The following is a 25,951-nucleotide window of genomic DNA, read 5'->3' as shown; positions in this document are numbered from 1 at the left end:
CTAATGTAACTTTAGATAGGATAAGATTCTAGCTGCTGGTAGTCAGGTGCTTTGTTGTGTGGAAACTATTCTGTTCTTAGGGAGGATGAGAATTATAATAGAGTACTGGAGTTCCTTTGAGTCTCATTTCCTTTGAGAATTTGAACAGATAGGGCCTCGTTGAAAATCCTATAGTATACTGACTAAAAAATGTGATCAGATGACTATTAGGATAATTTATTAAGCCTGAGCGAATTATGAGACCGTGTGCAGTTAAAAAGTTATGATGATTATCTAAAATTGGCTTACCAAAGAGCAGGCTGGTAATCTGTTTTTGGAGGCGTTATGAAAGGCTTTGAGAGACAAAACCAACTGCTATCCCTCTATGGATTGATTTGTAGGCTTTGCCTATGCTATTAATTAAGAATTGTCGGTATTCCTTACGTGTGTTGTAGAAAAGGCAGTGTATCAAAAAACAATAAATTAGCTGATGGTCTGGACTCTTCAAGTACATTACCTCTTTATGGATGATGGACACTATTTTATTAAGTTAATATAGAACCGGAAATTAAACATAAACTATTATCCCTAAGTATAAAGGTATATAACTTAGAGAAAGGAAGAGTAGCAAAGAGCCAAAGACTTAAAGAATGCGATATAGCAAAAAGCCAATATCAACAATTCTTTTTAAGGGGAACAGTACAAAGCTGTTCCTCTTTTGTTTGTGTGCCAAGCATGGCACTAATCTTGCTGGTGAAAGTCCAGCCACGGGTTTTTACCGCCAAGTGTAGCGAATCACAAGTCGGTATCAGTAATGATATAGATGGAGGAAGTGGTGTAGCAAAGTTCTTGAGCCTACGAACAGAAACTTGATAAGGCGATTAGGTGGGGAAGGCTGCAAACCAAGCCGAAGCCCAAATGGTAAACGTAAACCGAAGTTGTAAATCAAGAGGTTGTGGAATGAAAGATTAGTGTCTTACCTTGGGAGACCCTACCCACATATCGTAAGATATGGTCGAAAAAGGTTTGGGGAGGGAGTCAGATGAAGTCATAGTAGGGGTAAAAGCCGAAGGACTGAAACGATTTATAGTACGAATCGTTATTAAAAGAATGATGCATTAGCCAGAAATCAGATGGACTGGAAAAGTAGGAACGTAACCGAGGAATACTGTCTGGATCGAGAGGGGTGATGTGCATAAATTTTGTGATAATAAGAGGAGTAACAACAATGGAATTAATAGATGTGATTACATCAAAGGAAAATCTAAACAGAGCTTATAAGAAAGTAGCAGCGAATAAAGGGGCAGGTGGAGTTGACGGAATGAAAGTCTGGGAACTTGGTGCATACATCAAAGGAAACAAAGACGAAATTGTTCAATCAATCAGAAACCGAACCTATATGCCCAAACCAGTACGAAGAGTTTATATTCCGAAAGATAATGGAAAAATGAGGCCATTGGGGATTCCAACGGTTTTAGACAGAGTAATACAACAAGCAATTGCTCAGCCAATTATAGATATTTATGAAGAAATATTCAGTGAGTTTAGCTATGGTTTCAGACCTGGAAGAAGTTGTCATGATGCCATAAAACAAGCACTGGAGTATCTGAACGAGGGATATGAATGGGTGATAGACATAGATATAGAGCAATTCTTTGATAAAGTAAATCATGACAAATTAATTCAAATTCTTAGAGAGCAAGTGAATGACAGTACCACATTGCACCTGATTCGGAAATATCTGAAAGCAGGAGCAATGGAAAAAGGGCTGGAAAAAGCAACAATAAGTGGAGTGCCACAAGGTGGTCCCCTGTCTGTAGTGCTGTCAAACGTATATCTTGATAAATTAGATAAGGAACTGGAACAAAGGGGACTTCGGTTTACGAGGTACGCAGATGACACAATGGTATTCACTAAAAGTGAAAAAGCAGCCAACAGAGTAATGAAATCCATAACAGAATGGATAGAAAGAAAGCTGTTCCTAAAAGTTAATGTTACAAAAACGAAAGTAGTCAGACCAACAAGAAGTAAGTATCTTGGCTTCACTTTTCTCAAACATGGAGGGGAATGGAAAGTAAAACCCACAACAGAAAAGAAAAAGAAACTGAAACAGAAGCTAAGTGAATACCTTAAAAGAAATAAAGCTATTGCACGACCGCTGGCTGAAACAATTAAACGAGTGAATGAAATAGCGAGAGGGTGGATTAATTATTTCAGAATCGGAATGATGAAACAATTTATGGAAGAGTTTGGAGCATGGCTAAGGCACAAGACGAGGGTGATAGTTCTAAAACAATGGAAAGTGTCTAAGAGAATATACAAAAATCTGTGCTATTTAAACCATAAATACAAGTGTGGATTTGACCATGAAGCCATATATAAGGTAGCAAACTCAAGGCTCGGTTGGTATAGACGAAGCGGAATGAATGTTGTTAATTATATAATCAGTCCGGAAGTACTGGAAACAAGAATAAAGGACGGAGCAGGACTGCTCAATCCTTTAAACTATTATCTAAGAAATGTTGGAATATAGGTTGTAGAGCCGTATACGAGACCCGTACGTACGGTTCAATGAGAGGGAAATAACACTCGCTGTTATTTCTCTACTCTATTCAAAATAACAGTATACACCCTCATGAGCAGGGGAATATATAGGACAAAGGTCCGTGGCCCACCATAGTCTTTCTGAAAAGAGTTAATTCTACATTAGGAGGGACTATGAAAGTGAAAAAGAAAGATAATATCAGATACCGTTTTACGGGGTATGTATTAGCAGCTTTAAAACGTGCCAAGAGAGATTACATACGCCGTGAAATAAAAATAAGCAATCATGAAAGCCCGTTAGAGAAGCTGCTTCCAGAACCGTTGTGTGATATAACGGACAGTAAGCCATTTTTATGGGAAGAAACGGAGCAGATTCCACTGATACCGGATGAAGTTCGTCAGTATATGGAAAGCCAGATTGGTGAGTCAGGAGAAACGGCGCTTGATGCTCTGACAGATATGGAAATTCTTGTAGTGTTTATGAAGGTTTTTAGACAGCTGACATATCAAGAGATCGGCAGGCATTTGGGCATGGACTATAAAAAGGCCGGCTCTGTTTTCAACTATGCGAAGAAAAAAATGAGGAAAGGATGGAAAATACGGAATGAATTTTAAAGAACTGTTAATGAAGGCTAAGCAGGGAGACAAGGGGGCAAGAGAGGAACTGTTTTTGATGTACCGTCCCATGGTGTTAAGCAGGTCCAGAATCAAAGGAATATTTTCAGAGGACTTATATCAGGAACTTTCTAAGACCTTTGTATCCTGTATTGAACAGTTTTCTATTGAGGGGACTGAAAACGAGCAAAAATAAGACTGAATTTCCTTCTTAATTCGCAGTTAACGACAGGAGGACCAGCAACTATGAGTCTTTAAGGAGACAGAGAGTAAGGGAATACAGCATGCAGAGGCAGAGGTATTCCCTTTTCCTTTAATAGTAATTATCTTTATGTATACTGCTACATTTATTTCAAGGGTATCTGATACTTGTCCCTTAAGCAGCTTAATAGCAATAGGGGGAGTCAGGACCATAATAAAGACTAGACAAACACTAAGAAGAATTATCTTTGTGCCTCTAAAACCTAGCTTTACACGCTCATTTTTACGTGCAACACAAACAGTACGCCTGTCTGAATCGGCAGACAACTTAATGAGTCAGCGCTTTGGGGAATAGGAAAGCCGCCCAAAGGCGGCTCCTAGCTTTCAGCATTTTACAAAATAGTAGAACTCTATGTCATCTATCGTAATCCACACATATGGGTTGCCCAATATGTCCCTTACACCGTTTACAACCTGTGTGAACGCTTCATGGAATTTTTCATAACTTTCCACTTCGACTGGATTCCATATAATTATAAAGTTAGCTGTCAAACCATCCAAATCAGGTCCTCGTTTATCCCCACAAAGGAAATAAGATTCGCTTAACCATGCATTTACATATATGCCTGTACTCGCGTATACTTTTTTGGCGGCCTTTCCCCAAATCTTAACCAAGATGTTCTGAGTGACGATTTCCGGTATTAGTCCCGCAATGACAACGGTATATCGTTTTGTACGCATATGAATACCCTTTTTTATTAGTATATTCAGTAAACAAAGAAAAAGTTATTGGCTATGGTTTCGCAGCCAGTTTATGGCATTTGATGCGTAAAGTGCACTGCACCTCTGATCCCATACCGCCTTGTGTAAACAATACTATTTTATAAGGCTCATAGCATTCCTTCATGTAGCTGGCAAGCTCCTTGACCATTTCACTGTCGTTTTGCAGCGGTGGTGCGGAAGCAATTTCTTTCATACAAGCTTGTCCGCGAAAGAGAGAAGCTGTCTGAATGGAGATTTCTTCAATTCTGTCAAAGATATAGTTCCTCCGCTTTTTTCATATTATCCCTTTTACAGCGTCTATGAAATCTCCCGTCCCTTGTTTCACGCCCCGACTTTTGGACAAAGTGGAACTGTTGAAAAACGTCAATAAAAAAGGAAATATTAAGGGAAGGAGCAGGGAATATCAGGCAAGAGAGAGGCGGGAGGGTAAAAAAAGAAGGCATCGTATACATCGGCCAGCGCAACCACCTGGGCAGCTATGGGGATTTCATCTCCCTTTAATCCCAGCGTGTCACGGCTTCCCTGTCCAGAAGAAGGGAGAAATCTGTTCTTTGCTTTTAAAGGATAGAAATTGCTTCTACACCATTAGCAGCTTCTGCCACATCATATTGCTCTTCCAGGATATCCACCAAAAGAGCGAGATTCATTTCTGAATCGTCCACAATTAAAATTTTTTGTCTTTCCACGGTTCTTAAACACTCTCCTAATAATTTTCCGGTTTTATTATATATTTTATCTCTACATGCGGGCAATAGTCATGTTGGTAAGGTATGCATATAGGTATGTGCTTTTAATGCTGACAAAATAGGTTCATCATGATATAATTCAGACAGATAGGGGGAAGAGTTATGAAACCACAAGAAACAAAATTTTCATTTGTATATAACGAAATTAAGCAGCGTATTTTGGAGGGCTATATACTTCCTGGAAATTCCTTGCCCTCTTCAAGGATGTTGTGCGAGCAATTCCATGTAAGCAGATATACGGTTAATCGTGTCTTTGACGCATTACGGAAGGAGGGGTTGATTGATATCCAGCCTCGTCTTGCCCCAATTGTTGTTTCGGGAAAAGGTACATCTAATTCATCAAATACTGTTTACGACATTTTAAAACAAAAGGAATTCATTTTACAGGTATACCAGACTTTTGCACTGATAATGCCTCCACTTCTGGTTTTTGTCTCACATAACTGCGAATTGGAAATTCTGCCTCATTATAAACAAGCCATGAGAGAGTCACGTTTAGGGATTTCTGCTGGAGGATGGCGCCCTCCTTCACATTTTGGGGCGGATATATTAAAAATCGGCGGTAATGAGTTGTTTAGTGAACTCTATTCAACATTTGATTTTTACAATAAACTTACATTTTTCACAGAAGAATGCCCTTATTTCTCTGAACACTTTTTACAGGGTTCAACATCTGTAACAGGAGTCATCATAGATATATTGAAAGGCAAGGATCCATTAGTAAAGCATGAACAACTATCAAACGTGTATCAAAAGCTTGCAGACTCTATTGAAAGTACATTAAAATATTTGTCAGATACCACCCCTATATGTCTTGAACAAACTGATATATCATATTCGTGGAATCCTATGCGTGGTCAGGATTACTATTACTCAAAAATTGTTGATGAGTTGAATCTAAAAATTGGCCTTGGAGAATATTCTGTCGGAATGTATCTTCCATATGAAAAACAGCTGGCCAGCCAGTATGGTGTCTCTTTATGGACAGTTAGAAAAGCATTGTCAGAACTCGAACAAAGAGGTTTCGTAAAGACATTAAATGGTAAAGGCACTATTGTTATAAAACCGGATGATACGAAACTTCATCAGCTGGCTCTTAATTCCGGATATGTAGAAAAATCTTTGCGTTACCTCCATGCCTTACAACTAATGGTATTGATTATTCGTCCAGCAGCTTTAGTTGCAGCTCCACAATTTACGAAAGTAGAACTGGATGAGTTAGCAAACAGATTTACTTCTCCTGGCTCTATTTATTTAACGGATATTTTGGAATTTATAATGAAACATACTACGTTAAAACCTTTATATGTTATATTATCTGAAACCAATCATCTTCTTAAATGGGGGTACCAGTTTGCTTATTATCCATCCAAGAAACATACAATTTTATATCTTAATAAGCAAGTCATTCTTGCGTTTCAGCAGTTAAGGGAAGGGAATGCAGACTCCTTTGCGGATGGCATAGCCGATTGTTACCGTTACTATTTGAGTCGTATGAAGAAACACTTGGTAGAAAAATATAAGTTTCGTAATGTAGCTAATATTCGGGTTCCAGAAAAATACTAGTTAGTTGTACCGAAACTTTCTTCTCACTACCTACAACACCGGGAACCTCTGATTTGACGGACTTTTGCAAAAGAAAAACGCCGCAATTTGTGACGTTCCCCATAGTTGCACAGACAAAAAACGGAGGATAAGGGAGTAACTGGGAATGATAACAAGGAGGAAGGGATGATAGAATGCTGCATATAAATGCGGATGATTACAAGAAAAGTAAATATTGTCCATCTGATGTTGGAGGGATAGGAGGATTTATATCAGGAACTGTCCAAGACCTTTCTAAACTGCATTGATAAGTTTCTGATTGATGTCACCGAAAAAGGACCAAAAAGAGACTGATTTGCGTCCTGACATGAATTGACTTGCGATTTTCAATCTTTTATAATGGTATCATCGGATTTGAAAATCTGGATAGAGAAAGCAGCTGGTTCGCCGGCTGCTTTTTCTGACTCAAAAAAACAAGAAAGGTGGTATATGCATGAGGGAAGACAGTGAAGGTCGTCTGGCAGAGGAGGTGCAGGGGAGGGAAAAGCGTGGACATGTCCATCAAATGGGAATCCTTACCGTAGATGCTTCCGGAGCAGCGGCAAGGCAGGAGAGCGGGGATATAACCTGGCATGAAATGGTGAATGCCTACCGCACAAAGAAAATCCTGTCTGGAGGATTAAGTGGTATCGAGCGCCTGGATGGCGGATGGGTAGTAGCAGTCGTCTACTATAAAGATTACCGTGTATTAATCCCCATGGAAGAAATGATGATTAACTTGGAGGGAGACGGAAGAGAAAATTCCAATACGTTAAACCGTCAGACCCGTCTTGCTAACAACATGCTGGGCGCAGAACTGGATTTTATAATCCGGGAGATGGAGGAAAAGTCAAGAAGCGTGGTTGCATCCAGAAAAGAGGCGATGCTTCGTAAACGCCAGCAGTTTTACCTGGGACAACAGGAGGGGCCCCCTATGATTGTGCCTGGCCGTGTTGTGGAAGCGCGAGTTATTGCCGTGGCACAGAAAGCGGTCCGGTTAGAGGTCTTTGGCGTGGAATGCTCCTTAAAAGCGAGGGATATGTCCTGGGAATGGATGGCAGATGCCAATGAAAAATTCTCCATCGGGGATGTTGTCAGCGTGATGATGAAGAAGATATCCGGAGATTCGATTGAGAATCTGAAGGTAGAGGTAAGTGCCAAAGAGGCAAAGACCAATGTCAACAAGGAAAATTTAATGCGCCTGCGCCGCCAGGGAAAATATGTAGGAAAAATAACAGATGTATTTAAGGGCACCTATTTTATCCAACTGGACTGCAGGGTCAATGCGGTGGCACATTCCTGTAATACAGCCAGCCTTCCGGGGCAGGGAGATGAGGTTGGCTTTTTGGTAACCAGAATTAACGATGAGCGGGAAGTGGCAGAGGGGATTATCACAAGAATTATTAAAAGAAAATAGGAATTTTGTACCTGAGACAGTACCAGATGCTGTCTTTTTTATTTGCACAAATATGAAAGGAGTTTTAATATGCTGAAAGGAATCGTGAAATGGTTTGATGTACGGAAGGGGTTTGGATTTATTACAGATGAGGACAACATTGATTATTTTGTCCATTATTCCGAAATCCAGGGAGATGGTTTTAAACGGCTGAAGGAGGGGCAGAAAGTGAACTTTGAGCCAGGAGAGGATGACAGGAAACGAAGTGTTGCATTATCAGTGACGGTGGAGGAGCAGGAATGAATTGGCGAATCAGGATGAAAAAGCGGCATGCCTTGTTTGTTTTGGTTGCCACCTGTTCTGCTATCAGCTATCTATTTGGCTTTATAGCCCATGCGGAGACAGTCAGAGGTGAGGAGGGGAGGTTTGAGACAGGAGATACACTGGAGGTTGAGACTGGCCTCGGTGATGGATACAGCACATTGGGATTCACCTGTCTGGATACGGATTACCGGGGTGGATATCTGTTTGTGTCGGATGAGGTCATTCCCTACTCCCTGTGTGTCCGTTATGCGGCTTCCAATAACGATTATACCTACTCGGATGTCAGGACATGGCTTAACCAGCAGTTTGCTGATACCTTGTCAGTATCAGGGGACCTGCTCCCCGTAAAGCTTTCAGAGGCTGGGGATTCCATATCAGACCGGGTTTTCTGCATGTCTGTTGATGAAGTAAAGAACCCTGCCTACAAAGCGATTACCAGAAAGATCTGGACACCGCAAAGAGGAATGCGCTACTACTGGACCAGGTCGCCTAGAGAGAACACGACAAACCAGGCCTATATGGTGCAATACAACGGACACATTGCTTCCAGCCGGGTATCATTAACAGAAGCCGGGGTCCGCCCGGCCTTTGTCATACAGAAGGGAGAACCAGATAATACACAGGGCAGAATCTGGTATACCGGTGATACGATGGAACGGTCAATTGCCGGGAAATCCTATACCTTCCGCTGTATTGACCCGGATTACTGTGATGCCGGAAGTAACCGGAATGGAGCGCTGTTTCTCTGTGACACCATTATTGGTGGAAACGAAAGCCCTTTTGACGGGAGGGAAAATGCCTGGGAAGCGTCTGATTTAAGGGCATGGCTAAACCAGGAATTGGAGGATAGGGAAAAGCTTGCGGAAACAGTTACAACCTGCCCATTTATCTATGCGGGAAAAAGTAATAATTACCAGATTTCAGCCCGGAGATTTACAAAGCGCAGCCGCCCGGGAATTAAAGTCACGGACCAGATATTCTGCCTTTCATTGGAAGAAGCGCTCCGGTATCCGGATATCTTATGGAGGCTTGGTGGTGCAGAAGAGAATAATTTTATAAATGCAGGAACCTTCACGGCGGGCTATTGGCTGCGTACTCCTGCGGCCGGCGATGGAACGAAGGGTTATGCTGTTACCTATGACGGCCGGGTGGCACCGGAGGATATAACCAATAAGAAAATCGGTATCCGTCCGGCGTTTGTGGTAGTTCAGGAATAAAAATTTGCACATAGGGAATTTTCTGAGAAAAAGGAGAACAAGATGAAGAAAAAGATGAAGAGGGGGCAGGCAGTTTTATCTGCATGGACCTTGATTGCAGCAATGGGGGTAACTCCGGTTCTTTCTGTATCATATCCAAACGGTATCGCTACCGTTTATGCAAAGGAGGCCGTTAACGAGGCGGTAGAAGAAGCCGGTGCAGCTCCAATGGCCAGTCCGTCAGAAGCCAGGCGGGAGAAAGAAAAAGACAGCGCAGAAGGGGAAATGGCGCAAGCAGGTATCACCCAGACGGACCAGAAGGCGGACCAGGATACAGGAACTTCAGATTTAGAGGACAAAACAGAACCAAAAGCGGAAGAAGAGGAAAACGAGGCAGGAACGGAGGAAATCAAAACCAAGGAACCAGAGGCAGGGGCAGCAGAAGTCATTACAGATAAAGATGAGCTTATTCCGGTCACTCCTTCCAATGCGACTCCTTCCAATGCCATGTTTTACAAAGGTGCCTTGAATATTTGGGGCGGTATGGAAATGAGTGACCATTTTGATGGAGAGGGAACCGAGGAAGAACCTTACGAGATTAACTCGGATAAGGATTTGAAACTCCTGGCGTATCATGTTGCCAATGAGGAAGTGGACGGTTATGAGGGGTGCTATTTTGCTTTGACACGGGACATATCCTTAAGCGATACTGCCTCCTGGCTGCCGATTGGATATTTTACAGAAGCCGGGGACAGCGAACCGAAACCATTTAAGGGGAATTTTAACGGACAGGGATACCGCGTGTATAACCTGAAAATCAGTGATACGACTCAGGATTATGCCGGGCTGTTCGGCAGTGTCCATGGAGCGGTGATTGAAAATCTGACGGTGGACGGACAGGTGAATGCTCACAGTAAGGCGGCACTTCTGGTTGGAGAGACGAACGACAGCACCATAAGTAATTGCAGCTCCAGAGGACAGGTGCGTGGCGTAGGTGTTATCGGTGGGATTGTTGGGGAAGCATATGACAGCGTGATTTTGGAGTGTACCAATACAGCTGGAGTCTTGGGGGGAACTGATGCAGACGGCGTAAATGAAGCTTACGCTGGAGGAATCTGCGGCTCTGTCCAATCCTCCTTTATGAGTGACTGCACCAGTGATACCACAGATAGCTACAGCGCCCTTTACTCAGAAGGATATGTAGGCGGAATTGCAGGCAATATCTACGAAACGGAAATATATAATACATATGTGGAAGGTAAGGTTGGCAGCACGTCAGCGGATTATATCGGTGGTCTGGTGGGAAGGATGCAGAGCGGCCAGGTTAAGAATGGCCGGTTTGCAGGGACCATTGGAGCATCTACTTCATCGACATTAAAGACAGCGGGACTCTTTGTGGGATATATTGAAGGTGGGACCATTGATTTAGGAGATGACCTCGCCTATCTCTATACGGATAGTGAGGACAAGTACTCATTAAATCCCTTTGGAAATAAATTAACACCGCAAATTCGACTGGAACATCACATCGGAGCATATTATTCCAACCAGCGGGATTTTTCCCTCTACCAGATGGGAAGTTTTATAAAGCAGACAAACCGTTATTTTTATGAGGAACTGGAAACGGGAGTTTTGGAAATTGGAAAAGAGAATATCCATCACTATGCTCCCAGTAAGACTGGAGATCCGGTCAGGGGGTATTTGATTACAATTCCGGCTGTGGACCATGGTACACTTTCTGTGCTGGAATCCCAGAATAATTTTGCAAAAGAAATCAACTGGGCAAACCCGGGAGCTGTAGCGAAGGGAGCCAAAGTCCTGGTGTATACAAGTCCTTTAAATGAAACGGAGTCAGAGCCCCCTGTATATTATGAATTGGTGCCGGATTCCCTGTTCTGGACAACCGATGATTTTGACAAAGAGGAAATCATTCATACCAATGGGGCTGAAACCTCCTTTACCATGCCGGAAGGAAACATTACCCTGTCTGCTAAATACCGGGCAATGACCAATGGTGTTATCCTGGATAAGACGGAGCTGACGTTTGAGGTAGAACAAATACGCAGCGGTTCCCGTTGGAATCCGCAGATAGGTTGGAAGGTTACTGTTCCGCAGAAACTGACGGCTACCGTGATACCGGATACGGCGGCAAACAAGAACATCATTTGGAATGTGAAAGATACGGATGGCTCATCTACCGATATCATCCATGTTACGGAAAATGGGGAGGTATCGGTCAACCAGTCGGCAAAGTGGATTCAGGAGCTGATAAAAGCCGGTGTGACCAATCAGGAATTATATCCGTCCAAAAAGATAACAACAGAGGGAACCAATTATGCGTCTGTTACGGTAACCACAGAAGCCGGGCAGAAGCGTTCCAGTGCGTTTGTTACGGTGAATTTCAAGATTACTGACGATACGGTTGTCCCGGTATCAGATGTCAAGCTCGACCAGTCTGAACTGGCATTTGAGATTGTCAGGACATTAGAAGGGGACCGTTTGAATCCTACAGAACGTTATTCCGTCACACCTTCAAAGCGTCTTTATGAAACGATTACTCCGGAATATGCGGACAACAAAAATGTGAAGTGGTCTGTAGGTGATGCGGATATGCTCCGGATTGATTCAGAGGGTATCGTGAGTGCCAAAGAGAATGCTAAGTGGGTTTTAGATTTAATCAGGGCAGAAGAAGAGAGAAATGAAGAGCACCCTTACGCAAAAAAGGAAGCGTCTGGTACCCGTTCCAATTATGTGACGGTTACAACGGAAGATGGAGGAAAACAGTCGGTATGTGCAGTGAATCTTTCCTTCCGTACCGATGACCGGACCATAGCACATGTAGCATCGGTAGCCTTAGATAAAAGCGAACTTAAGTTCAGCATAGAGAAGGTGATGACCGGCAGCCGGGCCAACCCGTCTGTTTCCTATCAGGTGACGGATGCCCAGCAGCTTACTGCTTTTGTGATGCCAGAAGAGGCGGAGAATAAGGAGGTAAGCTGGAACTCGGAGAATGAAGCAGTGGTATCCGTATCAGGTAATGGTCTGGTGACAGTTTTGCCGGAAGCAGCATGGATAAAAGCCCTTGAGAAGGTCGATGCAGATAATCTTGCAAGGGACAAGTATTATGTATCCACGGCGGCGGGAACAATGGAAACCAGTATTCAGGTGCTTACCTTGGATGGGCAGAAGTCCGCAGAGTGCAAAGTCATTGTAGCGTTTAAAACAACAGATCAGACACAGCGGCCATCAAGCGGTTCATCGGGTGGAAGTTCCTCCGGTGGTGGTGGAGGCGGTTCCAGCCGTTCTGTCATAGGAAGTGCTATGAGTCCAAACTCTGACAGTGCTGGAACCTGGATTCAGGATAGTACCGGCTGGTGGTATCAGAATAAAGATGGAAGCTATCCGGCTGCCTGCTGGCAGCTGCTTACCTATAATGGGACAAGTGAGTGGTACCATTTTGATGAGAAAGGATATATGCAGACCGGATGGTTTACAGATACAGACGGGAACCGCTATTACCTCCATGCCGTTTCAGACGGGACCAGAGGACGTATGTATACCGGCTGGAACCTGATTGACGGAGTGTGGTACTATTTTAACCCCACATCAGACGGAACCAAGGGCTCTTTATTCATGAACCGCCAGACGCCAGACGGATACCGGGTAGATGCGTCCGGGGCTTGGGTAGAGTAGTTGGTAAAATTGTATAGGAAGGAAAGGTGTGGAGAGAGTATCTTCATGCCTTTTCTTTTGTAGCCATTTTATGGAGTTATTGGGCGCTGGATTCGTGAGAGTTGGATTTACAGGAAAGGAATGCCTTTGAAGTAATCCCTTTTTAAAAAAATTCAGAAATGCCCTCGACATAGATTCCAGAGACTTTGTATGCTATGGATAGAAGGAGGTGCTTATAATGAGAAAAAGTACAGGTTGGAAGCTGGCATTCATATTCCTGGCAGTTACCCTAAACCCGATGTCGGCGTATGCAGGAACATGGAAGAATACTTCAGCCGGCTGTCAATACCAGAAAGATGATGGAAATTATGCGAGGGCGGAATGGATAACAGAGAATGGAACATCGTATTATCTGAATCAGAATGGAATTATGGCTGTAAATACTACTACACCAGACGGATACCTGGTGGCAGCAGACGGCAGTTGGGTGACTGAACAGCAGTCGCTTGGCGGCTATGTCCGAACCCCGTATGATAACCGGCCTTATTATTACGATCCAGAATGGCAGGTATATATCTTTGATGAAGATACGGACTATGCGTGGGTGAATGACACACGGGTATTGGCTGCGGTCAGGGGAATTATCCCTGCATCGGAGCTGTCAGAAAAGAACCAGGTAGTTTATGAGGAGGTGTGCAGGTTTCTGACTGGTTTTGACTATGGCGCCAGTGATTATGAAAAGGCGACCAGGATTTATGATGAGATTACATTACGTGCGACCTACAACCGGGGAAAATATACACAGGCAGATGATGAGGTCTACAGCATTCTGGTGAATGGGACTGGCAAGTGTGTTGGGTTTGCCAGGGCCTATAAACTTTTGGCTAATGCAGTAGGGCTTAAGTGCGCGCTTCGGGAGGATTACGTGCACATGTGGAATGCCGTATATATAGATGGTCAGGCAAAGAGCATTGATGTATCTTCAACGAGAACGGATGCGTGTTTTTATCTGGATGTAGTGGAACTCAAATGTCCGTTCTGCGATTACAGAAATGTATTCGGATTAAGGGAGGTTTGCCACCCTTGTCCAAACTGCAAAGCGCAGTTGTATAATCCTGATATGAATTAAATAGCCTAAGTCAAGCCGGCACAGCAATGTTAGTCTGTGCCGGTTTTTTGGAAATGAGGAAAAATATGATACGACACGATAGCTTTTTCAAAAGGCTGAAGCGTGGTGGCTCGCTGTTTTTAGCGGTGTTACTTGCGGTTCAGTCTTTTTTTAATGTTGGATTTGGTATTATTTCAGCAGATGCATCGGAGGGAGAAAACAGAGGAAGTACGTTTGCCTATTATGGCTCCCAGAATCTTTTAAAAGAGGGAGCAAGTTTTCCCTTTTATGGAAAAAACCATAATCGGGTTGGCCTTTGGCCATATGGGATTACCAATGTAGAAGGCGGCCATTCAGCACCTGGATACTGCCTGGAACCGAATAAGTCCATGCGTTCGGGCACTCCGGGGACGATTGTAACATATGACCTTGATGCGGATGGTGACAACCTGCCCCTTGGGCTGACAAGAGAGGATGCGGAAATTTTATGGTACGCCCTCTCATCATCAGGTAATTTTGAAGGAGGCATTTCGGGAAATGGGAAAATCAGCCAGGGACATTATATTTTGGGGCAGGCAGCTACCTGGGCCATTACGTCAGGAAATTGGAATGGGTTAGATGATTTCCGTAGCCAGATGGAAGTCCTAATCGAGAACCTGAAAGATCCTATGCTTGCGGTATTGACAAGAGGAGCATTGGAACAATTTTTTAAACAGGTTAATGGAGCCGTGGAGGAAGGAGCCGTTCCACCCTTTGCATCTAAATTTCAAAGCCAGGCGCCGGTACATAAAATGAAGGAAAACGGGGATGGGACCTATAGTATTACATTGGAGTTTGACGGTGATGACTGGAGGCAGTCCACGCTTGTTTATGATTTGCCAGAAGGGTGGAATGTGTCTCTGGAACATGGCAGAATTACATTTACATGTACGACAGGTAATCCCGATATTGGCCTTGTGAGGGGACATTTTCAGGATGGCTCCCTGGGGGCTCAATACTGGGTTAAGCCAAATAGCTTTAAAATCTGGTATCCGGATGGTTGGAACGAGAGCAGTGCAGTAGATGGGAAACAGGCCATGATTACAATGGCAGGGAAACAGGAATCGTGGGAGGTTTGGCTGTCTTTTGGAAAAAGTACAACACACCGCGGGGAAGGAGACTATGAAATTCCATATACCCAGTACCTTCATGAGGAGACCTTTAAGCGGGATTATGTTATTGAACTGGAAAAGCAGTGTTCCGAGACAGGGAAAACTTTGGAAAACTCCACCTTTGAAGTATTAGAAAAGTTTGAGTTTTCGCAGCTTGACGGGACAAATCTGGAAAAAGACCAGTTTATGAAAATGGTGCCCACATCAGAAGGGAAATTTGAAGATTTAACTGTGTGCGATGTGGGGCTTTGTACAGATGCCAACGGACATTTTTCGCATTCGGATAAGAAGCTTTATAAATATGAGAAGACTTACTGTGGGGGACACCCAGATCCAGTCATTCATTATGTGGATGGAGACTCTGACTCGGCCGATGAAGAAAAGGAACGCCGGAAGAAGAAAGCCTGGGAAGCCTGGCAGGAGTGCGTGGACTGGTGTGAGGAAAATTGTGATTTCCATTCCATCGATGAGGGCGTTGCCAGAGACTTAATGAAGGAGGACCGGGATGAGGCATGGAATACCTATATTCACCTGAAGCGTATTTACACAGTCAGGGAAACAGACGCCAGAACCGGGTATATCCTTCATGACCTGCACAATGATGATGTCTCCATTGAAATTGTTGAATTTTCATCTTCTCAGTCAGAAGGAGAGGGTGCCATTACCGGCTATTACCCTGGCAATCGGGCAGCTTCGGTTCGAGAGATGGAGGATGTGCCGCAGTTGTCAAAATCGGAGAAGGTTACAGATATTGTTCAGGCGGGAATGTCAGATGAAGGGAATCAAACCAGTGATTCAGTTACCGGACAGGAAAAAATATCTGAGGATAAAGGGAATGAACAAGAGCCTGCTTTTAAGGAGCATGAGAACACAAAGAAACATGAATCGGAATCTTCCGGTGACACAGCAGAGACCGGCGAGGAAGGGGCGAAGGAGGTGGATGCCGGGTCTGAGGAAACAGCAGATACAACAGAAATAAAAGAGTCTGAAGAGGCATCCCAGCCATCAATGGAAAACAGAGAGGAAACAGATGAAGATGCCAGTCCTGAAGCTGAAACGCAGCATTCTGGAAATGAAGCTGAATCAGTGGAAGAAGAGACCATAACAGAGGACCTTCCTACCGTGGCAACCAAATCCCAGATAGGGATAGAAAAGGACGTGGCCACACCATCAAATGCGTCCAAGTATGTGGTTTCACGCCCGGCCTCTATAAAAGTTGGAACAGGCGGACACTGGGAATGGGATGGTGTCCAGGAAGACAGTGAGGTGGCAATGATTGAGCAAGGCAGCTATCCTTCCGGGTACATTGGTTACGCTTATCTGGTGAAGGATCACAGGACAGAAGGAGAGCTGCATATTAATAAGCGGGATAAAGAACTTTTTGAGCTGGAAGAGGACAGCTATGGAAAAGCCCAAGCAGATGCAACCTTAGAGGGCGCTGTATATGGACTATATGCGGCAGAGGACATCAGGCATCCAGATGGGAAAACCGGTGTTGTATTTTCTGCGGGGGAGTTGGTATCCATTGCCACAACGGATAAAAATGGTGATGCTTCATTCTTAACCATAACAGAAGTATCAGAAACCTCAAGAGAGGTACCGAATCTCTATACGGGTAATGAAGTGCGGAATGGAAATGGCTGGATTGGACGTCCGCTTATTTTAGGCAGTTATTATATAGAAGAAATCTCACGCTCTGAAGGTTATGAACGTTCTGTAACCGGCAAGAACTTATCTGAGAGCAATCGAACAGGAAAACCTATTGTCTTAACCGCGTCAGGGAGTGCCTATACAGATGGATTTACCCATAGTATTAATGAATGGTTTGAGGATTCCTATGATTTTACGGTTAAATATTATAAAACAAAGGGTTTCGATATTCTGCTTTCCGGTCTCCCGGAGCGTGTCAAGGCATATGAGGTGACAAGAAAAGAGACTGCATCACAGGAGCAGGTGATAACTGGAACAGAGCGCGTAGAGAAAAAAGATGCGCAGGGAAATATCCTGTACCGGACTGCCGAGGGTGGAGAATACAAGTTAGACGAAACTGGGAATAAGATTATAAAATCAGATGATAGCGGCAATCCGGTGTTGTCTGACCGGGCGCTCACCCAAACGGTTTCGGCAGTGAACCGATTAAATGATTATATCTCATCCATTGAGCGGGAGGAACCGTCCGATTTGGATATGGAAGAATCAGAAGATATTGACGAGGATTATATTTTGTGGGAGACGTCATCGGCTCTTGCTCTTTCGGGGTATAAGAGTGGGCTGTCTGATTACCCGTTTAAAAAACTCAGATTATCTGGAAAGACAAATGGGAAGATGATAGATGAGATTCTGACCTTCTGCTCCTCGGAAAGTTTTTGGGATGCATATGATGTAGATGCAGTATATGAGGAGGAGGGAACCTGGTATGCAAGAATTCGTTATGGATATAAAGCATTGGCGAACCAGCCAGCCATTTATGAAAGCGGCAGTGGTCTTTTAGTAATCCGAAAGGAATATGAGGGCGGGTTTTATTATGCAGTCTATGAAGATGGACAGTATGATATGGACGGTTACCGCTTCACAGTAGAGAAAAAGGAACTGGACCTGGAGGCTTTGGGGCAAGACGAAATTCTGTTAAAGACGGTTTATGCACCTGTCTATGAGACCTATGCGGCTGGGGAGTTCATATTGGACAGTGAAGGACAGAAAATCCCGCAGATGGAGGCGGTTCCAATCTATACCAGCCAGGAGGTGGTTTCCTATGAGGAAATTCTGACCCCTGTAAAGACAACCGCAGTGGAGGGCCAGGTGAGCATCCATGTGGATACGGACGAGGAATTTACAGAGGGGGGAAAACATGAGAGAACTTACCGGGTAGTGACAGAACAGAAGATAACAGAATATACAGCAACCGTGAACGTCATGACGACCAAACCTGAACAGGAGAGTGGCTCTTATCTAAAGTTCCCTGTATTATTCTATCCGGGCCAGTATGAAATCTATGAAGATAACGGCACACGGAAAGAGCCGGTTATTATGCTGGAGCGGGTGATTAAGCAGGCAATCGAGGTGAAAAAGGATATTGCTCTGGACTCCTATGAGCATAATACCTATGAGATTCACCGTGACCCGTTTACCGTTCTTTTTGGAGGGTATAATGGAACACAGGAGACGAAGACGCTTCCCGGCTTTTTCTTTAAACTGTATCTGCGTTCTGATTTAGAGAAAACAGACAAGCTTATGAAGAAGGAAGATGGCAGTTATGACTATGTAACATTTTTTAAGGAGAATCCCGATGCTGCGTCTGAGCTTGCAATTGAGTGGGATTTGGAAAAATATGATTCAGACGGGGATATGACAACCGTACATGCAAACCGGGGCGGCGGGAAGGACGACTACTGGGGACAAAGCAGGATGCTTCCTTACGGTACATATGTTTTGGTGGAGCAGCAGCCAACAGGCATCCCACAAAAACATTATGCGATTGATGCGCCCCAGGAGGTAGAGATTCCTTTTGTTCCACAGATAGATGCCGATGGTACAGTACATGATAAAATCCCATCTAAGGAATATCTTTACGATTCTGCCATGACACCGGAGGAATTGACTGAGCGTTATCAGATTCGATTTAATGAAGAAACCCATATCATATATGCACATAATAATGACGGCGATTTTGAAGTGTTTAAGTATGGTCTGGAGCCGGACAGCAGAAGGGATTGCCAGAATGAGACAGTAGCGGGGTATTATCATTACGGCTCTATCAGCGAGGATGCTGGAAGTGCAGACCAGGTGTATTATGAAACTTATTACGACCGGGATGGAACGATAGCGGATTATGGTGTAACAATGAATGGAGTGGTTACCATGACCGGAAAGTCTACTGCCGTGGACCGGATGTACGCGAAAGCACTTGTACCCTGGAGTGTGTTAGATCCCAGATTTGGAGAAGTAATCAACGATGACGGCGATATCGGAAACCGGGAAGCTGGCCTGGAGACAAATGGAACTTTTAATTTTATTTCCTTTGCAGTCAAGGATTTTGAGAATGAGTTTTACAGCTCCAGACTCAGGATTGAGAAATTGGATTCTGAAACAGGAGAAAATATTCTGCATGAAGGAGCACTCTTTAAGATTTATGCAGCCAAAAGGGACGTGAATGGAAATGGTGCTTCCGGTGTGACAGGAAGCGGAGATATCCTGTTTGATGAGGATGGAACGCCTCTCTATGAGGAACGTGAACAGATTTTCATGCAGGACGACACCGGAGCGGAAGTGGGGGTTTTTAAGGCTTACACCACAATCCGGGATGGAGAAGTTGAAGGAGAGGACGGAAGCCTGCATACAGAGAAGCAGTGCGTGGGGTATCTGGAAACGTATCAGCCGTTAGGCGCCGGCGCTTATGTTCTGGTGGAGGTAGAGGCACCGGATGGATATGTGAAGTCGAAACCTATTGCATTTACGGTATACAGCGACAAGGTGGAATATTATGAAGACGGCAATCAGGAGAAAAAGACGCAGGCGGTAAAATACCAGTACATGCGTCCCATTGGCGCTGACGGGAAAACCGTTGTAGAGGATACGCACCAGATTATTGTAAAGAATGCACCTACACATATAGAAATCCATAAGCTGGAAAACCGTGCGGATGCCGTTACATACCGTGTAGAGGGAGATGAAAAGCAGCTAAAAAACCGTGGGGACGTGGATTTACAGTATAAACCCAATGGGGAATTTGCCGGTTTTGGTTATGTGACAAAACGCCTTGAAAACGGTCAGGAGAAGATATATGTGGAGAATGCAACACTGACATTGTATGAGGGGCTGGAAGTAAAGCAGACTGGAGACCACGAGTATGAGAAAGTCAAGGTGAAGAGAAATCTATTTGGCTCAGTAACGGGAATCCAGGCGTATGATACCGGCGTAGATACTAATATAAGACAGACTGGGACAAACGCAGCAGGGCAGGCGGAGTGGGATATTACAGAAGAGGATAATCCACCCGTGGACATATGGTATTTTGACTTAAAATATGATCCCACAGAACTTGATGAACAGACCGGCATCCTCTATGGACTGGATGACTGGGGGAACCGTCTCTGTATGTTGGATTCAGAAACAGGTATGGCTTATGTGACAGATAAAACCGGCGCAGTGATTGTCTGGCCGCTTGATGAAAATGGGGATAAAATCATTTCCCAATCCGTAGAAGTATATACCAACGGGGAAGGGAATTCATCTATCAACATGGATTTGCAGCCAGTACCAGATGAAAACGGGCTTCCTATCTATTATAAGGATGGCGGTGTTACATGGATTGAGAATGAATGGGTGACGGACCATGGTGCCTGTGAAATTGCAAGAGTAAGGCAGGGCGCCTATATCCTGGAGGAGACAGCTGCCCCGTTGTCAGACGGTTATGTACAGTCCGCAGCAGTTGGTGTGATTGTCCGTGATGTAAGCGAGAAGCAGTCCTATGTGATGGAGGACGATTACACAAAGATTGAGGTATCAAAGCTTGATATGACTTCCAGAAAAGAGATTGAGGGCGCGGTTTTAACACTCTACGAAGCATACCGCGTCTATGATGATTCCGACCGGGGGTGGCATTTGGAAATTCTCCGAGATATGGAGGACAAACCGATTGTAGCGGAACGATGGGTGTCAGAAGGAAACGTTCCACACTGGATTGACCATATCATGCCGGGAGATTATATTCTTCAGGAAACAAGAGTGCCAACAAAGGCCGGCTATGTGACGGCGGAGGAGGTGGAAGTCACCATATTGGAAACCGGTGAAGTACAGAGCTATGTAATGGAAGATGATCATACAGCGGTAGAGGTTTTAAAGCTGGACTCCCGGACCGGGGCAGTGATGGATAATCTTCACCGGGCTACACTGGCTTTATACGAAGCCCAGGTAGATGAGAAAGGGGAAGTGCAGTATACAGATGATGGAACGATACTCTATCATCAGGAAAAGAAGGTGTATGAATGGCAGACAGATGATGGAAGTGATGTGAGAAAAACGGCCCATCAGGTTACCATACCGGGTGGACACAGCTACACGGCCTATGATTATGAGATAGAGCAGGTTCCGGGAACCAGTCAGGCAGTTTGCTATATCACGGAGACAGGAGCCATGCGTTTTGAGTATCTTCCGGTGGGGAAATATGTGTTGGTAGAAGAGCAGGCTCCTTACGGCTATACAGTGGCAGCACCGGTTTATGTACCAGTCCTTGATGTGGGTTCTAAGGAACGGGTGCAGACCATTACCATGACAGACGAACCGATTCAGGTACTCCTGACAAAAGTGAATGTAACAGGTGGAAAAGAAATTTCCGGAGCCACAGTTGCCGTCTACCGTGCAAAGGAAGATGGTACACTTGCCAAACACCAAATGAAAGACAAAAACGGGAATCTGTTGTATGTAACCGATACGGACGGCAATCTGTTGCAGGATGAAGATGGGAACCATATTCCGGCTATGGAGTACGAAGAGGCGTATCTGGTGGAACGCTGGATTTCCGGCTCAGACGGAATATACACGAAGCGGGACCAGAAAGAAGGCAGGATACCGGAAGGTTATGAAATCGGGGATTTAAGGCTTCATGAGTTACGTCAGCCGGCCGCAGGGAATTACTATTTTGTTGAGGAACAGTCTCCCTTTGGATATGTGAGGGCTGCAGAACTGCCGTTTGCGATTGCTGATACACTGGAAATTCAAAAGATTGAACTGATAAATGAACTGATTCTGGGCCAGGTTGAGATTATCAAGACCGATAAAAGGAATCCGGAACAAGTTTTATCAGGTGCAAGGTTCCGATTGTCCAATCTGGATACCAATGTGGCGACCATTCTGATAACGGATTCCGATGGTCGGGCAGTCAGCTCCCCGGTCCCCATTGGAGGGATAGGAACAGATGGGGCGGTAAGCCTCTATCATTTCCGGATACAGGAGGTGGAAGCGCCTGACGGTTATCTGCTTGACCCGACAGTCCACGACTTCCAGTTTAATATAAAGACAGACCAGTACCAGACGCTCACCTATCAGTATGAAGCAGCGGATAGCCCTAATAAGGTTATCATTTCTAAAAAGCAGCTTACAACAAAGGAGGAACTGCCGGGCGCCAGCTTAGAGGTCCGCAGAGTCACAGAGATGGTTGACAAGGACGGAACGGTTATACGGATTGACGGTGATGTGATTGAAAGCTGGATTTCCACGGAGGTCCCGCACGAACTGGAATGCCTGACAGAGGGACTGTATGTCCTAATCGAGACACGGGCACCGGAAGGGTATATAGAAGCAGAGAAAGTGTACTTTACAATATCCGGGAACATGACAGTGGCTGATATCCCTATGGTGGAGATGTTTGATGATGACACCAAGATAGAAATCAGAAAGGTGGACAATGAAACCGGAAATCCTTTAAAGGGCGCGAAGATGCAGCTGATTTTGGAAGCATCCGGGGAAATCATTAAGGAATGGATTACAGATGAAACCGGAGCGATTCAGTTCTTCGGTCTCCCGGCAGGCGTGTACTTAGTGAAAGAGGTAGAGGCCCCGGAAGGATACCAGATACCGGAAGGTCCCATGCGGATTACCGTGACCAAAGATTATAAGCAACAGACGTTTGTAATGGAGAACAGGATGACCGAATTGATGATTGACAAACTGGACGAGGAGACCAGGGAACCGGTAACAGGAGCAGTGCTGCAGCTTACAGATGGGGAAGGAAATCAGGTGGCGAAATGGATTACCACTGGGGAACCGGAACTAATCCGCGGCTTAAAGGCAGGCTGGTATATACTGGAGGAAATCCAGGCGGCAGACGGCTACCTGCTTTTAAAGGAACCAGTGAGAATCGAGATTACGGAGAAAGCAGGAATACAAACCGTTACCATTACAAACCGGAAACTTGAAGTGGAAGTGGCAAAAACAGATAAAGAGACCGGAGAAAACCTGGCGGGTGCAAGACTTCAGTTGATTCGAGATGCCGATGGCATGGTATTGAAAGAATGGGTAAGCGGGAAGATGCCTGAAATTTTTAAAGGACTTTCTGCCGGAGACTATACAATCAGGGAACTGGCGGCTCCAGAGGGCTATGCAGTAACAGGGCATTTAAACTTCTGCGTGAGTGGAACCGAGGAAAAGCAGGAGATTATCCTGGTAAATGAAAAGATTGTGGTGGAACTCCAGAAGACGGACACCTTGGAAGGCAGCCCAGTGGAAGGGGCGGTTCTTCAGCTTCTAAAGGCCGCGGGGACAAACGAGGAAACTGTAATGAAAGAATGGGTGTCAGGAAAGGAGCCACTTATTCTAACAGGAATACCGGCTGGTATCTATACAATAAGGGAAACACAGGCACCGGAAGGATATGTCCCAATGAAGGATATGAAAATTGAGATCCTTCCTAATCAGACCATGCAGCATTTTGATATTAAAAACCAGCCAATTCAGATAGAGATAGGAAAGGTTAACGGAGAAACAGGAAAACTGCTGGGCGGCGCTGTTCTTCAACTGGTAAGAGATTCGGACGGTACAGTAATCCGGAAATGGACAACCAGGGACGGTGAGGCTGAACACTTTAAAAACCTTGCGGGCGGTACGTATATAATACGTGAGGTGAAGGCTCCCTCCGGCTATAAGAAAATGGAGCCGCAGGAAATAGAAATAAAAGATATTGAGGCGATACAGGAATTTGTGGTCAAGAACTATAAACTCACCCATTCAGGTGGCGGCGGTGGCAGCACTCCGAATCACCCGAGACCCTCAGCGGAGTATATGGAACTGTTTAAGATTGATGGAAGAACTGGACAGAAGCTTGCAGGGGCAAAGATTACCGTTTACAATCCAGACGGCAGTGTCTATGCGGAAGGAATTACAAATTCAGCAGGAACATTCCGGTTTAAGAAACCTTTAAAAGGAGCCTATACATTTAAAGAGACGGAGGCACCAGAGGGATACTATCTAAATGAGGTACTGCATGCGTTTGCAGTAACTGAAGATGGGACCATAGAAGGGGATACGACTATGGAAAACTACAGTAAAACAGAAATGATAATCTCTAAAGTGGATGTAACAACAGCAGAGGAACTGCCTGGCGCCGAGATTGAGGTCACAGACCAGGACGGAAACCATATCTTCTCCGGCATTAGTGATGAAAAGGGAAAAGTGTATTTTCCGGTCCCGTCTCCGGGGGAGTATCATTTCAGGGAACTGACAGCACCGGAAGGGTATGACAGAAACGAGACGGTCTTTTCATTCACGGTGTTTGAGGACGGCAGTATAATTGGCGACAACACCATTACCGATCAGAAACATTATGGAACAATCACGGCCAGTTATGAGACAAATAGAAGGGGAGAGGGTGATTTGAAGGTCGGTGAACTTAATCATGCACCAAAGACAGGAGATACCAGCTATTTTGTAGGGGTGTTCATGGCATGGCTTGCATCAGTAGTCAGCCTGTTAATTGTTTCTCTCTCAAAGTGGAGAAAAAAACAAAAGAAATCAAAAACAGGGATAAAGGCTGGCATGTTTCTATTGTTGGCAATAATGGCAGTTAGTACGCCGGTGATGGAGACTCAGGCAGCGGAAGATGTAATTGAAAATATATATGAGGAACACCAGTATACAACGGAAAACCCCGATTCTAATGAAGCAGAAAAGCTGTTTGAAAAAGAAATTGAGAGAGACGGAAAAAAATACCGTCTCTCAGAAATCCGGACAGAAGTACTGGAAGAACAGGGGAAAAGGAGTTCTGGAAATTCTTTTGAAATTGCAACGAACCCGTTTCTTGATGGAAAAGTGGAGGTTAGGCCGGAAGAACAGATAACCCGGAATGGAATTACTTATCATTTGGTAAAATCCCAGAAGGAAGCAGCCGTTATACGGGCTCATGAGGAACAGGTAAGTGAGGAAGTCTTATATGAAGCAGTGGAATCCAAGGACATGATACCGTCAAAAATCAAGATGACGGTAACAGATGAGAAAACCGGGCAGATGATGGAGACTATTGCAAAAATTTCTGGCCAGACATTTGGCGGGGAGCGCCTGGATGATACATTTTCCTTTTCAGCCGTGTTCCATGAATATGGGCTGGACGGGTATTGGATTGGGGACCAGGTTTTTAAACTGAGTGGGACTGAACCAGACTTCACCGGATATGAAGGGCAGCTCCTTTCTCTGATTGAGGCTGATGCTGAGCATTATACCATAGAAGCAGCAAGGTGGGATGGGGAAGCTTACACAGATGAAGTGGGTATCCTATGCCGGAGGGTTGTTATAACTGGTACCAAGAAGGTGAGTGACTGCACAGTGATGTATGAGGGAAGTGCCTATTTTCCGGAGGAGGAAGGGGTACGCCTGATTTCTACCTATGATAGCGGAGAAGAAGGGGTAAAGCAATACACCATGAAAGCAACGGGGGTTTACATACCTAAAAAGAACCATGGAGCAGTGGTCGCTACCGTGATTGGTGTTACCAGTGTCGGTGCAGGTACTGCAGGATATACCTATTATCAGAAAAAGAAGCAGAATCAAAACGTATAAGCAACGAGGGGAGGAATGGGACATATTTCTCCCCATAAAAAAATTATGAAATGCCCTTGTATTAAGGATTAACCGTTTTATACAATAGAACTATATTAAGGAGGAAG

13 protein-coding genes are annotated in these 25,951 nt (G+C 44.6%); 10 read left to right on the top strand and 3 right to left on the bottom strand.

Features of this window, described 5'->3' with window-relative positions; genetic code table 11:
- Nucleotides 1-1,207: 1,207 nt before the first annotated feature.
- From ltrA to ACLTD4_RS01315, 3 genes are all read left to right on the top strand, one after another.
- Nucleotides 1,208-2,512: a group II intron reverse transcriptase/maturase gene (ltrA, locus tag ACLTD4_RS01325; RefSeq protein WP_117623093.1), complete on the top strand. Its 1,305-nt coding sequence runs from the start codon at nucleotides 1,208-1,210 to the stop codon at nucleotides 2,510-2,512.
- A 185-nt stretch (nucleotides 2,513-2,697) separates the two neighbouring features.
- Nucleotides 2,698-3,138 carry a sigma-70 family RNA polymerase sigma factor gene (locus tag ACLTD4_RS01320; protein ID WP_117623092.1) on the top strand — a complete coding sequence of 147 codons (441 nt, stop codon included), beginning with the start codon at nucleotides 2,698-2,700 and terminating at the stop codon, nucleotides 3,136-3,138.
- Nucleotides 3,128-3,334: a helix-turn-helix domain-containing protein gene (locus tag ACLTD4_RS01315; protein WP_002591395.1), complete on the top strand. Its 207-nt coding sequence runs from the start codon at nucleotides 3,128-3,130 to the stop codon at nucleotides 3,332-3,334. Before ACLTD4_RS01320 ends, ACLTD4_RS01315 begins: the two co-directional genes overlap by 11 nt.
- A gap of 389 nt (nucleotides 3,335-3,723) precedes the next feature.
- On the opposite strand, the gene ACLTD4_RS01310 is transcribed toward ACLTD4_RS01315, so the two are convergent.
- The 3 genes from ACLTD4_RS01310 to ACLTD4_RS01300 all read right to left on the bottom strand — a co-directional run bounded on the left by ACLTD4_RS01310 (nucleotide 3,724) and on the right by ACLTD4_RS01300 (nucleotide 4,808).
- On the bottom strand, nucleotides 3,724-4,080 hold the full coding sequence (locus ACLTD4_RS01310) for a hypothetical protein (protein ID WP_002602364.1): 357 nt from the start codon (nucleotides 4,078-4,080) through the stop codon (nucleotides 3,724-3,726).
- Nucleotides 4,081-4,132: 52 nt separating this feature from the next.
- Nucleotides 4,133-4,315 carry a hypothetical protein gene (locus ACLTD4_RS01305; protein WP_243008269.1) on the bottom strand — a complete coding sequence of 61 codons (183 nt, stop codon included), beginning with the start codon at nucleotides 4,313-4,315 and terminating at the stop codon, nucleotides 4,133-4,135.
- 364 nt (nucleotides 4,316-4,679) lie between these two features.
- Entirely contained in the window at nucleotides 4,680-4,808 is a 129-nt protein-coding gene (locus tag ACLTD4_RS01300) for a hypothetical protein (protein WP_270467506.1), read from the bottom strand.
- Nucleotides 4,809-4,970: 162 nt separating this feature from the next.
- On the opposite strand from ACLTD4_RS01300, the gene ACLTD4_RS01295 reads away from it, so the two are divergent.
- From ACLTD4_RS01295 to ACLTD4_RS01265, 7 genes are all read left to right on the top strand, one after another.
- Nucleotides 4,971-6,434 (top strand): GntR family transcriptional regulator, encoded by a 1,464-nt coding sequence (locus tag ACLTD4_RS01295; protein WP_117623091.1) that lies wholly within the window; start codon nucleotides 4,971-4,973, stop codon nucleotides 6,432-6,434.
- Nucleotides 6,435-6,906: 472 nt separating this feature from the next.
- A complete protein-coding gene (locus ACLTD4_RS01290; protein ID WP_117623090.1) occupies nucleotides 6,907-7,869 on the top strand; it encodes a S1 RNA-binding domain-containing protein in 963 nt (320 codons plus the stop codon).
- A 69-nt stretch (nucleotides 7,870-7,938) separates the two neighbouring features.
- Complete coding sequence (locus ACLTD4_RS01285) at nucleotides 7,939-8,151, top strand: cold-shock protein (protein ID WP_029466925.1); 213 nt, start codon at nucleotides 7,939-7,941, stop codon at nucleotides 8,149-8,151.
- Complete coding sequence (locus ACLTD4_RS01280) at nucleotides 8,148-9,389, top strand: DUF6273 domain-containing protein (RefSeq protein ID WP_117623089.1); 1,242 nt, start codon at nucleotides 8,148-8,150, stop codon at nucleotides 9,387-9,389. Before ACLTD4_RS01285 ends, ACLTD4_RS01280 begins: the two co-directional genes overlap by 4 nt.
- A gap of 42 nt (nucleotides 9,390-9,431) precedes the next feature.
- Nucleotides 9,432-13,061: an Ig-like domain-containing protein gene (locus tag ACLTD4_RS01275; RefSeq protein WP_117623088.1), complete on the top strand. Its 3,630-nt coding sequence runs from the start codon at nucleotides 9,432-9,434 to the stop codon at nucleotides 13,059-13,061.
- Between the two features lie 217 nt (nucleotides 13,062-13,278).
- A complete protein-coding gene (locus ACLTD4_RS01270) occupies nucleotides 13,279-14,169 on the top strand; it encodes a transglutaminase domain-containing protein (RefSeq protein ID WP_117623087.1) in 891 nt (296 codons plus the stop codon).
- Between the two features lie 65 nt (nucleotides 14,170-14,234).
- The gene (locus ACLTD4_RS01265) at nucleotides 14,235-25,844 is read left to right on the top strand and encodes a SpaA isopeptide-forming pilin-related protein (protein WP_117623086.1); all 11,610 of its coding nucleotides are present in this window, start codon (nucleotides 14,235-14,237) and stop codon (nucleotides 25,842-25,844) included.
- The last annotated feature ends 107 nt before the right edge of the window (nucleotides 25,845-25,951 follow it).

Source organism: Hungatella sp. (assembly GCF_046966825.1).
This window is presented reverse-complemented; position numbering and strand designations above follow the sequence as displayed.

Bases quoted from the DNA above. Each gene is read 5' to 3' on its own strand.
- ltrA (WP_117623093.1), top strand. From the start codon at position 1,208: ATGGAATTAATAGATGTGATTACATCAAAGGAAAATCTAAACAGAGCT.
- ACLTD4_RS01275 (WP_117623088.1), top strand. From the start codon at position 9,432: ATGAAGAAAAAGATGAAGAGGGGGCAGGCAGTTTTATCTGCATGGACC.
- ACLTD4_RS01315 (WP_002591395.1), top strand. From the start codon at position 3,128: ATGAATTTTAAAGAACTGTTAATGAAGGCTAAGCAGGGAGACAAGGGG.
- ACLTD4_RS01285 (WP_029466925.1), top strand. From the start codon at position 7,939: ATGCTGAAAGGAATCGTGAAATGGTTTGATGTACGGAAGGGGTTTGGA.
- ACLTD4_RS01265 (WP_117623086.1), top strand. From the start codon at position 14,235: ATGATACGACACGATAGCTTTTTCAAAAGGCTGAAGCGTGGTGGCTCG.
- ACLTD4_RS01295 (WP_117623091.1), top strand. From the start codon at position 4,971: ATGAAACCACAAGAAACAAAATTTTCATTTGTATATAACGAAATTAAG.
- ACLTD4_RS01310 (WP_002602364.1), bottom strand. From the start codon at position 4,080: ATGCGTACAAAACGATATACCGTTGTCATTGCGGGACTAATACCGGAA.
- ACLTD4_RS01270 (WP_117623087.1), top strand. From the start codon at position 13,279: ATGAGAAAAAGTACAGGTTGGAAGCTGGCATTCATATTCCTGGCAGTT.
- ACLTD4_RS01320 (WP_117623092.1), top strand. From the start codon at position 2,698: ATGAAAGTGAAAAAGAAAGATAATATCAGATACCGTTTTACGGGGTAT.
- ACLTD4_RS01305 (WP_243008269.1), bottom strand. From the start codon at position 4,315: ATGAAAGAAATTGCTTCCGCACCACCGCTGCAAAACGACAGTGAAATG.
- ACLTD4_RS01280 (WP_117623089.1), top strand. From the start codon at position 8,148: ATGAATTGGCGAATCAGGATGAAAAAGCGGCATGCCTTGTTTGTTTTG.
- ACLTD4_RS01290 (WP_117623090.1), top strand. From the start codon at position 6,907: ATGAGGGAAGACAGTGAAGGTCGTCTGGCAGAGGAGGTGCAGGGGAGG.